We start from the raw sequence: 15,347 nt of genomic DNA, 5'->3' as shown, positions 1-15,347 counted from the left end.
TGCTGAGCGTTATGCGCTTACCGACATACCTAAAAAGGATGGCAATCGCCCATCCTTTTTTTTTGTGGCTATACCTGTTACCTACCTGTCCCGTTCTTGCAAATTCCGTCTACAATGCAGCTGTGCGGCAGGCCTATGAGTCCACCATTCGTTTGCGTATACCCGAAGGCCGCCGACTGATTCAGCAGGAGCTTAACAGCAACCCGGCTAACGCCGCTGCCCTGCTGATCGCCAACCAACAGGATTTCTATACCTGGGCCATACAGCAAAATCCGGAGGTATACGCCGGCATACTGGCCAGACAGGAAAACCGCTTGAAGCAACTCAGCAGTTTAAAGGAAAATTCCGTTTGGGTTGGCTTCGCATTGGCTGAAGTACGTCTTCATATCGCATTGAGCAAACTGCTGCAGGGCAATAAATTAGGCGCCGCCTGGGACTTGCGGCAGGCTTATCTGCAGTACAGTGCCAATTCACGTCGCTACCCCGACTTTCTTCCGAATCGCAAAACACTGGGTGCCCTGCAGGTGCTTATAGGTTCCGTACCTGATTCGTACCGTGTGCTGCTCAACATCATTGGCATGCAGGGCAGTATCGACTCAGGCATGGCGAATATCCAAGCTGCCGCTACTAAAGAAAACCCATTCCACGAAGAGGCGCAACTGCTGCAGGCGCTGCTGCAACACCTTGTCAATCCGGAGGCGGACGCATTGGCTTCTGAATCGGTCCTAAAGTTAAATCAACGCTTCCCAGACAACCTGCTCTATACCTTCGCGGCTATGCATGTCCTCAAAAAAACAAGACAAAGCGAGTTGGCTTTACAGGTATACCGGCGCAGACCGCACCAGGCAGGCTACCTGGCTTTCCCTTACCTGCATCACATGGCGGCTGACCTATACCTGTATAAAGGCGATTTTACTAACTCAGTTAAATTAAACCAACTTTTCCTGGCCCAGCACAAAGGCGATCATTACCTAAAGGCAGCAAACTACAAGCTATACCTGGCCAACTGGCTTGGCGGAAAACAGCAACAAGCCCAAAAGCATCTGTCGCAGATCGCACAACTGGGTCTGACCGAACGCGAGGAAGATGGCTACGCCGCCCGGTTCGCCAGAGAAGAACAGAGCCCGAACCGCTACCTGATGCTGGCACGCTTGCAGTATGATGGAGGTTATTATGAGGAGGCATTGCAAACGATGGCACAAATGCCACTTAAGTCCAATACTCCCCCAGCCGAGCTCGCCGAATACCATTACCGGAAGGCCCGCATTTACCACGGCGTGCACAACCTGACACAGGCAAAGCTCTATTACGAACAGGCCATCGAAGCGAGCCGAAATACCACTTTGTATTTCGCGCCATATGCTGCGCTACAGCTTGGGTATATTTATCAGGAGGAGCAAAAACCCCTAACGGCACGGCAATGGTTTACCCAGGCGATGGGCTACAAGGGGCACACATATAAAAACAGTATAGACGGCAAAGCCAAACTGGCTCTCCAGGCGCTTGATAAGTAGCATACACATGGCCTATACCTTCCAAATTTCTATAGCTGAACTGCCTGTTACCCTGGATGTCTTCCGCCGCCAGGTGCTGACCTGGGCACAGCAGTTTCCGTTGGTGGCAAGCTATACCTCCAATGGAATAGCTTACCCCTATGGTGGATTTGATGAATTGATCGCTGTGTCGGCAGGACAACCTGTTGAATGGAAGCAGGAAAACTCATTTGAGGAATTGGAGCAGAAACTGACTGTGCAGCAAAACATTTGGTGCGGCTATCTGGGCTATGATCTCAAAAATCAGGTTGAAAAGCTAAGCAGTGAAAACGAAGATCGGGTCGGCTTCCCTCCTATTTTTTTCTTCGAGCCAGAGCTATACCTAAACTTTCAGAGTAATAGCATAAGTATCTTTAGCATAAAGGATAATATTCTTGACAAACTTGGGCAGATTCGAGCCACACCTATACCTGCCCATTTCGAAACACCCTCTCTTGTACTAAGGCAAAAGGTAAACAAAGAAGACTATATCCGGAATGTGCAAAGGGTGCGGGACTATATCCGGGATGGAGAGGTATACGAACTGAATTACTGCATGGAATTCTTTGCAGAAGAAGTGAAGCTTTCTCCTTTGGCGCTATACCTACAGCTCAATGCGCTTTCCCCCACTCCCTTCTCGGGTTTCCTGAAGTATGGCGACCTATACCTGCTATGCGCCTCACCGGAGCGTTTCTTAAAGAAAGAAGGACATAAACTGATATCGCAGCCTATCAAAGGCACCATCCGGCGTGGCACAACGCCCGAGGAAGACCTTATATTACAGCAACAGCTTCGAAACGACGAGAAAGAGCTAGCCGAAAACATGATGATCGTGGACCTGGTGCGCAACGACCTGCGCCGCTCCTGCGCCACGGGCACCATTCAGGTCGAAGAAATGTTCGGCATTTATGGCTTCCGGCAGGTTTCGCAGATGATCTCGACCATAACAGGAGTGCTGCGCCCGGAGAACGGTATAGCCGATGCCCTAAAGGGTGCTTTCCCGATGGGCAGCATGACGGGAGCACCCAAGATACGTGCCATGGAACTGATCGAGGAGCTTGAGGTAACCAAGCGCGGGCTTTATTCTGGTGCTTTCGGCTATGTGAAACCCAATCAGGATTTCGATTTCAACGTGGTGATCAGAAGTGTGCAGTACAATGCCGCAATCGGATATTTGTCTTTTATGGTAGGAAGCGCCATTACCTATGATTCTATACCTGAGCAGGAATATGAAGAGTGTCTGCTCAAGGCACAAGGTATACGCATAGCACTGGGGCTGGAATAAATCGCATATTTCGAGAATTCCTCTGCCATTCTGTCACGTTTTATACCGGATTATAGTATATTTGCACCTCCTAAGAGATTTTTTGAAGCATGGATCCAATCATTGATTTAGATTTTATAGATAACCGCACACCTGAACAAGCCACAGCCGCCGCATCCTGCGACACTAAGGTGACAGCTGAGACCAACACAGGCAAGACCCGCAAACTGTACATCGAAAGCTACGGCTGCCAGATGAACTTCTCGGACAGCGAGATCGTCTCGTCGATCATGTTCGAGCAGGGCTTTGACACCACGGCTCAAATTGAACAGGCTGATGTGGTATTCCTCAATACTTGCTCTATCCGGGAGAAAGCCGAGACAACCGTACGTAACCGCTTGGGGCAGATCAACTATTTCAAGAAGAAGAAGCCTGAGATGGTGATCGGAATATTGGGTTGTATGGCCGAACGCCTCAAAAAATCGCTTTTGGAAGAGGAAAAGATCGTGGACCTGGTTGTTGGTCCCGACGCTTATCGCGACCTGCCCAACCTGATCAATGAAGTGGATGGTGGACAGAAAGCAGTAAATGTGCTGCTGTCGCGCGAAGAGACTTATGCCGACATCAACCCGATCCGTTTGAACAGTAATGGGGTGAGCGCTTTTATATCGATCATGCGCGGTTGCGACAACATGTGCTCATTCTGCGTGGTGCCGTTTACCCGCGGCCGTGAACGCTCCCGCGATGCTCACTCAATCGTACGCGAAGCCGAGGCACTGGTAGCACAGGGTTATAAAGAAGTAACGCTGCTGGGTCAGAACGTGGACTCTTACAAGTGGGCTTCTGAGGACGGCACAGAGCAAGTAAACTTTGCACAACTGCTGGAGATGGTAGCTCAACTAAGCCCGAACCTGCGTGTGCGCTTCTCTACCTCCCACCCCAAAGACATTACAGACGAGGTGTTGTATACCATGAAAAAGTATGACAATATCTGCAAATACATTCACTTGCCGGCACAGAGCGGTAACTCGCGCGTGTTGGAGCTCATGAACCGCACCTACGACCGTGCCTGGTACCTGAACCGGGTGGATGCGATTCGGGCTATACTTGGTGAAGATTGCGGCATCTCCTCTGACATGATCGCCGGCTTCTGCTCCGAAACCGAAGAAGAGCACCAAGACACACTTTCGCTGATGGATTACGTGCAGTACGATTACTCCTACATGTTCTTCTACTCCGAGCGCCCCGGTACGCTGGCAGCCCGCAAACTGGAGGACGATGTGCCCCTGGAAGTAAAGAAACGTCGATTAGCTGAGATCATCGAGAAACAGCGCGAATGCTCCCTGAATCGTAACAAGCGCGATGTAGGGCGTGTGCACCGCGTATTGGTTGAGGGATTCTCTAAAAAATCGGATGACCAGCTGAGCGGCCGCAATGACCAGAACAAAGTCGTGATCTTCGACAAGAAGCACTATAAGAAAGGCGACTACGTGAACGTGTTTGTGAACGATTGCTCCGTAGGAACCCTCTTCGGCGAAGCGGTAGATTAGATTTGGAAATTTGAAGATGTCATAATTTGAAAATTTTATTCAGATCATCTTCAAATCTCCACATTTCCAAATCTTCAAATCTTAAAACATGCGCAATATCGATATACAGAGTATAAAACAGCGATTTGGCATTATAGGCAACTCACCCTTGCTCAATTACGCCATACAGGTGGCGGCGCAGGTCGCCCCCACCGATATGACCGTGCTGATTACGGGTGAGAGCGGCAGTGGTAAAGAATCTTTCTCTAAGATCATACACCAGCTGAGCCCGCGCAAGCATGGGCAATTTATTGCCATCAACTGTGGTGCTATACCTGAAGGCACCATCGATTCCGAGTTGTTTGGTCACGAGAAAGGCTCGTTTACAGGTGCCACCGATACACGCAAAGGTTATTTTGAGGTGACGGATGGCGGCACGATCTTTCTGGACGAAATTGGTGAAATGCCGCTGGGCACACAGGCTCGTCTGTTGCGCGTGCTCGAAAATGGCGAATTTATCAAAGTAGGTTCATCCAAGGTACAAAAGACCGATGTGCGGGTGGTGGCTGCCACCAACGTGAATCTGCTCAATGCCGTAGAGAAAGGCCGCTTCCGGGAAGATTTGTACTACCGCCTCAACACTGTACCCATCACAGTTCCTCCGCTGCGTGAACGTGGCGAAGACATCTACCTGTTGTTCAGGAAGTTCTCCTCTGATTTTGCGGAGCGCTACCGTGTGAAACCCATTACACTGACCCCCGATGCAGTTGAGGAACTGCTGAGCTTCCGATTTCCGGGCAACATTCGTCAGTTAAAGAATATAGTAGAGCAGATTTCGGTGCTAGAGTACGACCGTGAACTGGATGCCAATAAGCTGCGCCATTATCTGCCGCGCGAACAAGGCGGTAGCCAGGTGCCGGCAATCATGGCCAAAGAGCCTGGTGCTGACCAGTCCTTCTCGGAGCGCGACCTGCTCTACAAAGTGCTTTTTGACATGCGCCGTGATGTATCGGAGCTCAAGAAATTGGTTTTCGAGCTGATGACACGACAGCCTGGCGATGGTGAGCTGCTAAAGGAACACAGTCATTTGTTTGAGAACCTGGAACAGATCAGCCATGTTCGCCCTTACAAGAGCACCGAACAGCCTGAGCCGTATTACCTCCCCGTACAGCAGGCGCGTCATGAGGAAGACTATGAGGAGAAGGTAGAGGATATCTCGCACGAGACAGAAGAAGAAGGCCTTTCGCTGGAGTCGATGGAAAAGGAGATGATTCTGAAGGCGCTTAAAAAGCATAACAACAAACGCAAATACGCAGCCAATGACCTGGGTATATCAGAAAGAACGCTGTATCGCAAACTGAAGCAATATGATATTGAGAACTAAATCCCTAATCCTGAGTCTGATGGTGTTAGTGGCCCTGTGCTGCAATGCCTGCGGGGTATACTCATTTACAGGCACCTCTATTTCACCTGATATCAAAACCATCTCTATCCAAACGTTTGAGAACAGTGCCGGTGAGGGTCCATCTAACTTGTCGCAGGTGGTAACCAACAGTTTCCGAAACTATTACCAGCGCAACACAAACCTTACCGTATTGCAGCGCGATGGCGACTTGCAATTAGAGGGACAGATCATTACTTTTACACTGACTCCAAACGCTGTAGTGCGCGAAGGAAACATTGACCAGGCTACGCTAAACAGGCTGACAATGGGCATCCAAATTCGCTTTACAAATGCCAAGGATCCGGAGCAGGACTTCGATCAGCAGTTCACGATCACAGAGGAATTCCCTCCTACGGTAGACATTACCAATATTCCGCCGGCAGCCATCGACCGTATGACCGATCGACTGGTAGCCGATGTATTTAATAAGACTGTAGCCAATTGGTAGTCATTACCTAATTACCTTTTTACCCTTAGATGAATAAATCTGCCTTTCTTAAACTGATCAAGCAGGTATCCGACATATCTGACCAGCAGCAAACCGAGCTGGAGCAGGTGGCGGTCGCCTTCCCCTATTGCCAAACGGCCCATTTGCTACTGGCAAAGTCAGCTTACGACAAGGGCAGCATGCTCTCTACCCAACGTTTGCGCCGCGCATCGGCCTATGCCACAGACCGGCAATTACTAAAGCGGCTTATCTACGCCTCGCCTGTTCTGGAAACAGTTTATGAAGAGGAATATGATTCGTCGTCGGTTGCTGAAGAAGAGGAAACACTTGTTGCGACCGCATTGGCACCGGAAGAGGTTGAAGCCGAGACTCCTGTAACAGATACGTTGACAGAGGATGGCCTTGCAGAAGACGCTATACCTGTGTCAGTGACAGAGACAGCGGAAGAATCGCTTGAAGAGGTATATACCCCCGCTCCTTTCGAAAGCCATACCTACCCTACTGAGGAAGCAATCGAAACAGACACAGAAGCACCTGATACAGAGATTGATTCTGAGCTTGCCTTATTGTTTACCTTTAATAGCATCAGTTCCTCATCCACCGACTTGCTAAGCAATCGCGAAGAGGAAAATTCTATATCGGCAGCCGAACAGATTACAGCGCACAACCACCTGGCAGATGCTGCCGATATGCTGCATGATCTGGAAGAGGCGACTGATTTTGAATTGGAGACGAACGAAGAAGATCGCTTAGAAGCACAGGCTCCTGAACCAACGGCTCTAACTGAAGAAATTACAGAAACTGAAGAGCCGGCATCAGAATTTTCCACGCTGCCGATGGCAGATGAACAGGAAGCTGAGGATGCTTTTTATGCCGAAGAAGCAGAGGAGCCATCACCAGTTCGTCCTGAAGATGCGGAAATCAATTACTCATTTGACGAAATAGACCGCCTCTACGCGGAAGATGCACTAGGTTATTGGATGGGCTCCAGCCGTATGGGCGAAGTTTTGCAGTTGAAGGACGATTATACCCGTCCTCGTCCTCAAGCCTTCCACCCGGAGCTTATACTTGAGTATAGCAAGACCCATGAACTCGAGAAGGCAATACAGCCAACAACGCATGTACTGAGCAAACAACTCGATATCATCGACCAGTTTCTGAAGCTGAATCCGAGACTAAAAACCATGGCTAACCTGAAGCTAAAGCCTGAGCCACAAGAAGATTTATCGCTCAAAAGCTCAAAAATAAAGAAAGGGATGGCCACTGAGAGCCTGGCCAACATCTTTATCAGCCAGGGGAAGCCTAAAAAAGCTGCTAAAATTTATGAACAGCTTATTTTGAAATATCCGGAAAAAAAGTCTTACTTTGCCGAACAGATCGAGAAATTACAAAACATAACATAAAATGTATATCGCCCTACTCAGTATTATTCTTTTCATTTGTGTACTCCTTATTTTAGTAGTACTAGCCCAGAATCCTAAAGGAGGCGGACTTTCCAGCCAGTTTGGCGGTGGTGGCGCCAGCCAGCTCATGGGCGTAAAGCGCACCGGCGACCTGCTTGAAAAACTGACCTGGGGTTTTGCCATTGCATTGGTAGTACTGACACTTGGCACGCACATGCTGGGCGATGCAAGCGGCGATACAACTATCCGTAGTGTAAACGAAGAGCGCGCCCGTCAAATGGGAACACCAGCTGCTCCTGCCCTGCCAGGTGCCGAAACTGAAGAAGATATGTCTATACCTGATGCAGGTGACATCCCGACCATGACAGATACTGCTCAATAGTAATAACCTATACCAAAAGAAGCCGGCCTCTAAAGCCGGCTTTTTTATTTGCCTGCTCGCTGCCAACAGGTATAGCCTAGCTCCTAACCTGACACAGACTGACAAAAATGGCAGTCATCTGGCAAGACAAAACTGCAAGAATGGCTCAAATTGGCAGAAAAATGGCCTTGGCACAGGAAATGATAGGGACAGTATGGTTTCAACGTTAAATCATTAACCACAAAAACTAAAAACATAACAAACTATGTCAATCAGCATTAAACCATTAGCAGACAGAGTGATTGTAGCTCCTGCTGCAGCAGAAGAAAAAACGAAGTCTGGCATCATCATTCCGGACACTGCTAAAGAGAAGCCACAGCGCGGCGAGATCGTGGCTGTAGGCGAAGGCAAAGTATCTGAGCAAGGCGCTCTGATGAAGCCGCAGGTGGCCGTTGGCGACCAAGTGTTGTATGGCAAGTACGCAGGTACCGAGATCTCTATCGACGGAAACGATTACCTGATCATGCGTGAGTCAGATATCCTGGCTATTCTTTAATCTATTCCCATTAACCAAAAATCAAGAGATATAACTATGGCTAAGAACATCACATTTGATGCTGACGCGCGCCACAAGATTAAGTCTGGCGTAGACAAACTGGCAAATGCTGTAAAAGTTACTTTGGGTCCAAAAGGCCGCAACGTAATTATTGATAAGAAATTTGGTGCCCCTACCATCACGAAAGACGGTGTTTCAGTAGCGAAAGAGATCGAGCTGAAAGACGCGATCGAGAACATGGGAGCACAACTCGTTAAAGAAGTAGCCTCTAAGACTGCTGATCAGGCTGGTGACGGTACCACTACGGCCACTGTATTGGCGCAGGCTATCTATACAGCCGGTATTAAGAACGTAGCGGCTGGTGCCAACCCAATGGACCTGAAGCGCGGTATCGACAAGGCAGTTCACGCTGTGGTTGATAACCTGCGTGCGCAGTCTAAGAAGATCGAGAACTCTTCTGAAATCGCTCAGGTGGGTACTATTTCTGCCAACAACGACTCTGAAATCGGTAAAATGATTGCCGATGCGATGGACAAAGTTGGTAAGGACGGTGTGATTACGGTAGAGGAAGCCAAAGGCACTGAAACTGAAGTGAAGACCGTAGAAGGTATGCAGTTTGACCGCGGTTACCTGTCTCCATACTTTGTGACAAACGCAGAGAAAATGGAAGCTGACTTCGACAACCCGTTCATCCTGATCTACGACAAGAAAGTTTCTACCATGAAAGAACTGCTTCCGGTACTGGAGCAGGTTGTTCAGACGGGCAAAGGCCTGGTGATCATCGCGGAAGACGTGGATGGTGAAGCCCTTGCTACCCTGGTAGTAAACAAACTGCGTGGCTCTCTGAAAATCGCTGCTGTGAAAGCTCCTGGATTCGGCGATCGCAGAAAAGCTATGCTGGAAGACATCGCCATCCTGACTGGCGGTACGGTTATCTCTGAAGAGCGCGGTTACAAGCTGGAGAACGCTACTTTGGATTACCTGGGTAAGGCAGAGAAAGTGATCATCGACAAAGATAACACCACTATTGTAAATGGTGCTGGTTCTAAAGATGACATCGTGGCTCGTGTGAACCAAATCAAAGCGCAGATGGAGACAACGACATCTGACTACGACAAGGAGAAACTGCAGGAGCGTCTGGCAAAACTGTCTGGTGGTGTGGCTATCCTTTACATCGGTGCTTCTACTGAAGTAGAGATGAAAGAGAAGAAAGACCGCGTGGACGATGCACTGCACGCTACAAGAGCTGCCGTGGAAGAAGGTATCGTAGCCGGTGGTGGCGTTGCCCTGATCCGTGCACTGGATGCACTGAACAACGTGGACGTGTACAACGCCGACGAGCAGACAGGTGTAAGCATCATCAAAACTGCCCTGGAGGCTCCGCTTCGCACGATCGTTGCCAATGCTGGTGGCGAGGGTTCTGTGGTTGTACAGGCTGTGCGCGAAGGTAAGGCTGACTATGGCTATAACGCCCGCGACGATAAGTACGAGAACATGTTTGCGGCCGGCATCATCGACCCAACGAAGGTAACGCGTCTTGCGCTTGAGAATGCTGCTTCTATCGCTGGCCTGCTGCTTACTACAGAGTGTGTAGTTTCTGAAGAGCCTGCTGAAGAAGGGGCTGCTCCTGCCGGTATGCCAGGTGGCATGGGCGGAATGGGCGGCATGATGTAATTGACTCCCATAGTCTGATAATAGCAAAGCCCCGGGCCATTTGGTCCGGGGCTTTGTGTTTTATTTCAGTCGGAACAGTGGTATTATAGATCTCTTATCTTGATGGTGATATCATGGGGCGCCTTTTCATCGCCACCAAAATATGGGTACAGTTGATAGTGACTGCCTGCTGTGGCACACGAGCGTGGTAACCTAACCTGCTGGTCGTTTACTTTGAAAGTATATTCCTTCTCTCCCATCTCGAGCTCATACCTGTTGGCTTGGCCAAGCTGCACCGAGGTGATATAGCTCGTGTTACGAATCTTGTTGTTGTAGGTATAAGCATGTATTTCGAGTCGACCTTCAAACCAGCGCCACCCGTAACGGGCGCTGTTAGTATGGTGCTCCGTGTCACAGTCAGAGAGGCCGTACAGCTTGTTAATGTCAGCCTGATTATTTGTTATAGTGGTTTGATAGATAGCCGAACTGTCAAATGTTGCCTCAAATCGGATAGAAGAGGTGTTGACAAATTTAAATTGGCTCTGAGTACTGTGCTCCCCTTTTTTTATGATGTAAACCGTACTGAGAGGCTCAGGTATAGCAGCATCTGTTTGAGTAGTGGTAGTCGTTTCAACCTCGCAAGAGGAGGATAACAGCAGTAATGCGGCAGCTGAGATGAAACGCCAATTTTTAAATTGCATTAAAATTGAAATATGGCTAAAAGTATAAGTCTACGAACCATACCAAATCGCTATATAACAGGAATTTGGAGGCTGATTCGCAAATTTCCGCAATATCCTAAATTGTACTATAAAAACAAAAAGCCCGCACCAGGTATGGCGCGGGCTTTTTGATGAATGTTATATTTTAGCTTAGTGGATACCGTGCATCCACTTACGCATGATCGGGGTAAGCAACAGGGCCAATACAGCAAATCCAAAGGCTACATAGGCAATCTGCTCGAATACGCCTGTGTATACCATCAGGGAAGCCATACCCGAAGCAGCTTCTCCTTCACCACCGCTCACTGCAGTCAGCTTAGCGATAAGACCTGCGATGTAGTGCGCAAAAGATGATGACAGGAACCAAATACCCATGATAAAGGCCACGATTTTCTTAGGAGAAAGCTCTGTAACCTTTGAAAGGCCTACCGGTGAAACAAAAAGCTCACCCGTCGTGATGAACATGTAACCCAGGATCAGGAACCAGATGGAAACTTTTCCTTCCGCATCAGCATAATTGGCACTCCAGGCGAAGATTAGGAAGCCCAAACCAAGCTGCGCTATACCTAGGGCAAACTTAACAGGTGTGAATGGGTTAACACGGCGCTTGGATAGGAACACCCACATGGCCGAGAATGGCAATGCGAACAGAATAATGAAGAATGGGTTAATGGAGTTTGTCTGTGCCGCGTTCATGAACGTCAAGTTCACGTTACGTTCTGCAAATAGCGTGAGGGAAGAACCCGCCTGCTCAAAAAAGGACCAGAACACGGTAATAAAGAAGGTCAACAAGATCACCACAAACAGGCGCTGACGCTCTACACTGTCCACCTTCACCAGGTTGTAGATCAATACCAGCGTGATAACAGGAAGCAAAATGTAGTTCATCACGATGTGCATGATAGAACCATCGAACACAGTCTCACCAAAACCTGGCAGGTCGAGTGTGCCATTGAACAGCAACAGACCAAAAACAGGAAGTGACAGGAAGCTCAGGATCGTTACCCAGGCCTCTTTTGTGATACCAGCCACGCGCTCTTTAATAACAGCAGGCTCCGGCGGCAAGCCATTGTTACCGAATACACCGCTGCGACCACCTTGCCAGAACATGATCAGGCCGAACAACATGCCAACGCCTGCAGCGCCGAAACCGTAGTGCCAGCCATACTCCATACCTAACCAACCGCAGATAAGTGGCGCCACCATGGCTCCGATATTGATGCCCATGTAGAAAATAGTAAAACCGGCATCACGGCGTGTATCACCCTCTCTGTAAAGCGTACCAACCAGCGTAGAAATATTTGGCTTGAAAAAACCGTTACCTACAATCAAAAGGGCCAGCGAACCGTAGAAGAAAACAGGGTGCTCAATCGCGAGCGCAAAGTGTCCCAGCGCCATCAACACGGCTCCCAGCATAATGGCTTTGCGGTAACCCAGTAATCTATCGGCAATCATACCGCCAATTACAGGAGTCGCATAAACTAAGGCGCCATAAGCTGCGTAGATACCAATTGCGATCTCATCCCGGTTGGCGAACGACTCAAACAAGTTGTTCACCATATAAAGCACCAGGAGGGCGCGCATGCCGTAGAAGCTGAAGCGCTCCCAGAGTTCGGCAAAGAAAAGATAGAACAGTCCCTTCGGATGCCCGAACATCTCTGGTCCGGTTGGGTCAGCGCCGATCGGTGCGTTTTGCTCACTTACCTGGTCAGTAAGCGTATGATCTTGATAAGACATAGGGTTAATTAGTTGATTGTTTAGTTTAGTTGAGCATACAAAGAAGGTAAATATATCGGTTTAAACGCTTACAGACAAATTTTTTTGGTGGAACGCCATTACAACCTCTTTTTTAATTAAAGCGACTAATCTTATTTTAATATCTAATATTTTATATTTTTGTAGCACCGTTGTGAAACAAACAGTTCACTTAAACCCTTTATTTTCAAATGAAAGAATCTGGTATTAAATCAGGTACAGTAGGTCTGGAGAGCCTGGGCATCAAAGAAGCGAAAGAAGTGCTCTGGAACCTCACGCCTGCCGAGCTAGTGGAAGAGGCTCTGAAAAATGGAGAAGGCGTACTCACTGACACTGGCGCCCTGATGTGTGACACAGGCAAATTTACCGGCCGTTCTCCGAAGGACCGCTTCGTGGTGAAGGATGCCAAAACCGAAAACACCGTGTGGTGGGGTGATATCAACATTGCCTTCGACCCGGAGAAGTTCGACAACCTGTACAACAAAATGATCGACTTCCTGAAAGACCGTCGCCTGTATGTGCGCGATGCCTATGCAGGAGCTCACCCAGACTACCGCCTGAACCTGCGCATTGTTAACACGCAGGCATGGCATAACCTCTTCTGTAACAACATGTTCCTGCGGCTGGAGAAAGAAGAGCTTCAAAACCACAACCCGGAGTTCACGATTATCTGCGCCCCTGAATTTGAAGCAGATCCGGCAGTGGACGGCACCCGTCAGCCTAACTTTGCCATCATCAACTTTACCCGCAGCATCATCCTGATCGGTGGCACAGGCTACGCAGGTGAGATGAAGAAAGGTATCTTTGGCGTATTGAACTATATCTTACCAGAAGAGAAAAACACCCTGTCGATGCACTGCTCTGCCAACGTTGGCCAAGAAGGTGACACGGCGATCTTCTTCGGTCTTTCCGGCACAGGCAAAACAACTTTGTCAGCTGACCCGAACCGCGGCTTGATTGGAGACGACGAGCACGGCTGGACAGAAGACAGCGTATTCAACTTCGAAGGCGGTTGCTATGCTAAAGTGATTGACCTGACTCGCGAAAAAGAGCCACAAATCTGGGATGCCATTAAGTTTGGCGCCATCGTGGAGAACACACGCTTTGTGGAAGGAACACGCACGGTTGACTACGAGAACAAATCAGTAACTGAGAACACTCGTACCGCCTACCCTATCAACCACATCGATAATGCAGTTGAGCCATCCAGAGCTGACATTCCGAAGAACATTTTCTTCCTGACAGCAGATGCCTTTGGCGTACTGCCTCCAATCTCGAAACTGAACACCAGCCAGGCCATGTATCACTTCATTTCTGGCTATACCGCTAAAGTAGCCGGTACTGAAGTAGGTGTAACAGAACCTCAGACAACTTTCTCTGCCTGCTTTGGCGCTGCCTTCCTGCCGCTGCACCCAACAAAATACGCAGAGATGCTCGGTCAGAAAATGAACGAGAATAATGTAAACGTGTGGTTGGTAAACACAGGCTGGACAGGCGGTCCTTATGGCATCGGCTCACGCATGAAGCTGCCTTATACCCGCGCCATGATTACTGCCGCACTTAACGGTGAGCTGGACAACGTAGAGTACACGAAGCACCCAGTGTTCGGGGTAGAAATGCCTAACTCTTGCCCTAATGTACCTAACGAAGTGCTGAACCCTCGCAATACCTGGGCAAATAAAGAAGAGTATGATGCGAAGGCAACTGACCTGGCCACTAAATTCGTGAAGAACTTCAGCAAATACGCTGATTTTGCAAGCGAAGACATCATGGCTGGTGCCCCTCAGGTAGAGGTATCCATCGACTAAGTAATCTTTATACCTACAAAAAAGCCTTTCTGCTGGTAGCGGAAAGGCTTTTTTTATGATCTTCAACCGACATCCTTGTTACAAAAATGACTACTTTCGTATACCTGTAACAGGCAAATCAAATTCAACCCACAACAACGTGCATTTATTTTACACCCCCGACATCCACTCCGATATCTATACCTTAGCCGAAGATGAATCGAAGCACTGCACCCGCGTGCTGCGTTTGAATCAAGGGGACACGGTATACCTGGTTGATGGGAAAGGTGGCAGGTATACGGCCATTATTCAGGATGCGCACCAGAAACGCTGTCAGTTACAGATCATAGACAAGCATCTTGAGTACGGCAAACTCCCTTATTATGTGCATATTGCCGTGGCCCCGACAAAGAACATGGATCGGATGGAATGGTTTGTAGAGAAAGCTGTGGAGATCGGTGTTAGCGCGATCACGTTTTTGGAATGCGAACACTCCGAGCGCAAGCAGCTACGTCTGGACCGCATTGAAAAAATCGCCGTCAGCGCCATGAAACAGTCACAGAAAGGTTATCTGCCGTTGCTGAACGAGCTCACGTCTTACCAGCATTTTATTAAAACCTGCGTACCTGAGGACACTTTTATTGCGCACCTGGAAGATGACGCCACCAAATCGATCAGGGATTACTACCAGCCACACCGGCAGCATTGCATCCTCATCGGTCCGGAGGGCGATTTTTCGATTAATGAAATAAAGGCTGCCTATGAACTAGGTATAAAACCAGTCACGCTGGGGCAGAGTCGTTTGCGCACGGAGACGGCCGCGCTGGTCGCCTGCCATACCTTGCACGTACTACACGATATCTATGCCCCGTTATAAACCTTAAAAAGACCAC

The 15,347-nt window shown here is 48.9% G+C and carries 13 protein-coding genes; 11 read left to right on the top strand and 2 right to left on the bottom strand.

The features are described from left to right. Positions 1-38: 38 nt before the first annotated feature. The 9 genes from BD749_RS01605 (at position 39) to groL (ending at position 10,211) form a co-directional block, all read left to right on the top strand. Entirely contained in the window at positions 39-1,514 is a 1,476-nt protein-coding gene (locus BD749_RS01605; RefSeq protein WP_245868611.1) for a tetratricopeptide repeat protein, read from the top strand. Then, entirely contained in the window at positions 1,504-2,817 is a 1,314-nt protein-coding gene (locus BD749_RS01600) for an anthranilate synthase component I family protein (RefSeq protein ID WP_245868608.1), read from the top strand. The genes BD749_RS01605 and BD749_RS01600 overlap by 11 nt, the downstream gene beginning before the upstream one ends. An 89-nt stretch (positions 2,818-2,906) precedes the next feature. After that, the gene (gene miaB, locus BD749_RS01595) at positions 2,907-4,346 is read left to right on the top strand and encodes a tRNA (N6-isopentenyl adenosine(37)-C2)-methylthiotransferase MiaB (protein ID WP_101442628.1); all 1,440 of its coding nucleotides are present in this window, start codon (positions 2,907-2,909) and stop codon (positions 4,344-4,346) included. An 88-nt stretch (positions 4,347-4,434) separates the two neighbouring features. Beyond that, positions 4,435-5,709, top strand: a complete 1,275-nt coding sequence (locus BD749_RS01590) for a sigma-54 interaction domain-containing protein (protein ID WP_101442627.1) — start codon at positions 4,435-4,437, stop codon at positions 5,707-5,709. Beyond that, on the top strand, positions 5,699-6,217 hold the full coding sequence (locus tag BD749_RS01585) for an LptE family protein (protein ID WP_245868605.1): 519 nt from the start codon (positions 5,699-5,701) through the stop codon (positions 6,215-6,217). Before BD749_RS01590 ends, BD749_RS01585 begins: the two co-directional genes overlap by 11 nt. 29 nt (positions 6,218-6,246) lie before the next feature. Next, positions 6,247-7,620: a hypothetical protein gene (locus BD749_RS01580; RefSeq protein ID WP_101442625.1), complete on the top strand. Its 1,374-nt coding sequence runs from the start codon at positions 6,247-6,249 to the stop codon at positions 7,618-7,620. Between the two features lies 1 nt (position 7,621). After that, entirely contained in the window at positions 7,622-8,002 is a 381-nt protein-coding gene (gene secG / locus BD749_RS01575; RefSeq protein ID WP_101442624.1) for a preprotein translocase subunit SecG, read from the top strand. A 244-nt stretch (positions 8,003-8,246) separates the two neighbouring features. Continuing rightward, positions 8,247-8,537 carry a co-chaperone GroES gene (gene groES, locus BD749_RS01570; protein ID WP_101442623.1) on the top strand — a complete coding sequence of 97 codons (291 nt, stop codon included), beginning with the start codon at positions 8,247-8,249 and terminating at the stop codon, positions 8,535-8,537. A 36-nt stretch (positions 8,538-8,573) separates the two neighbouring features. Continuing rightward, the gene (groL, locus tag BD749_RS01565) at positions 8,574-10,211 is read left to right on the top strand and encodes a chaperonin GroEL (protein ID WP_101442622.1); all 1,638 of its coding nucleotides are present in this window, start codon (positions 8,574-8,576) and stop codon (positions 10,209-10,211) included. An 83-nt stretch (positions 10,212-10,294) separates the two neighbouring features. Here the strand turns inward: groL and BD749_RS01560 are convergent, their stop codons facing one another. Both BD749_RS01560 and BD749_RS01555 read right to left on the bottom strand, forming a co-directional pair. After that, positions 10,295-10,891: a hypothetical protein gene (locus BD749_RS01560; RefSeq protein ID WP_245868603.1), complete on the bottom strand. Its 597-nt coding sequence runs from the start codon at positions 10,889-10,891 to the stop codon at positions 10,295-10,297. 171 nt (positions 10,892-11,062) lie between these two features. Beyond that, positions 11,063-12,649, bottom strand: coding sequence for a peptide MFS transporter (locus BD749_RS01555; protein WP_101442621.1), 1,587 nt, complete (start codon positions 12,647-12,649; stop codon positions 11,063-11,065). Between the two features lie 209 nt (positions 12,650-12,858). On the opposite strand from BD749_RS01555, the gene pckA reads away from it, so the two are divergent. Both pckA and BD749_RS01545 read left to right on the top strand, forming a co-directional pair. Continuing rightward, the gene (gene pckA, locus BD749_RS01550; RefSeq protein ID WP_101442620.1) at positions 12,859-14,475 is read left to right on the top strand and encodes a phosphoenolpyruvate carboxykinase (ATP); all 1,617 of its coding nucleotides are present in this window, start codon (positions 12,859-12,861) and stop codon (positions 14,473-14,475) included. Positions 14,476-14,614: 139 nt separating this feature from the next. Continuing rightward, positions 14,615-15,331 (top strand): 16S rRNA (uracil(1498)-N(3))-methyltransferase, encoded by a 717-nt coding sequence (locus tag BD749_RS01545; RefSeq protein WP_101443573.1) that lies wholly within the window; start codon positions 14,615-14,617, stop codon positions 15,329-15,331. Positions 15,332-15,347 lie beyond the last annotated feature (16 nt).

The sequence above is a fragment of the Pontibacter ramchanderi genome (genome assembly GCF_002846395.1).
GTDB classification, from domain to species: Bacteria; Bacteroidota; Bacteroidia; order Cytophagales; family Hymenobacteraceae; genus Pontibacter; species Pontibacter ramchanderi.
Note: the sequence above shows the minus strand (reverse complement) of the source record. Positions and strands in the feature narration are given on the sequence as shown.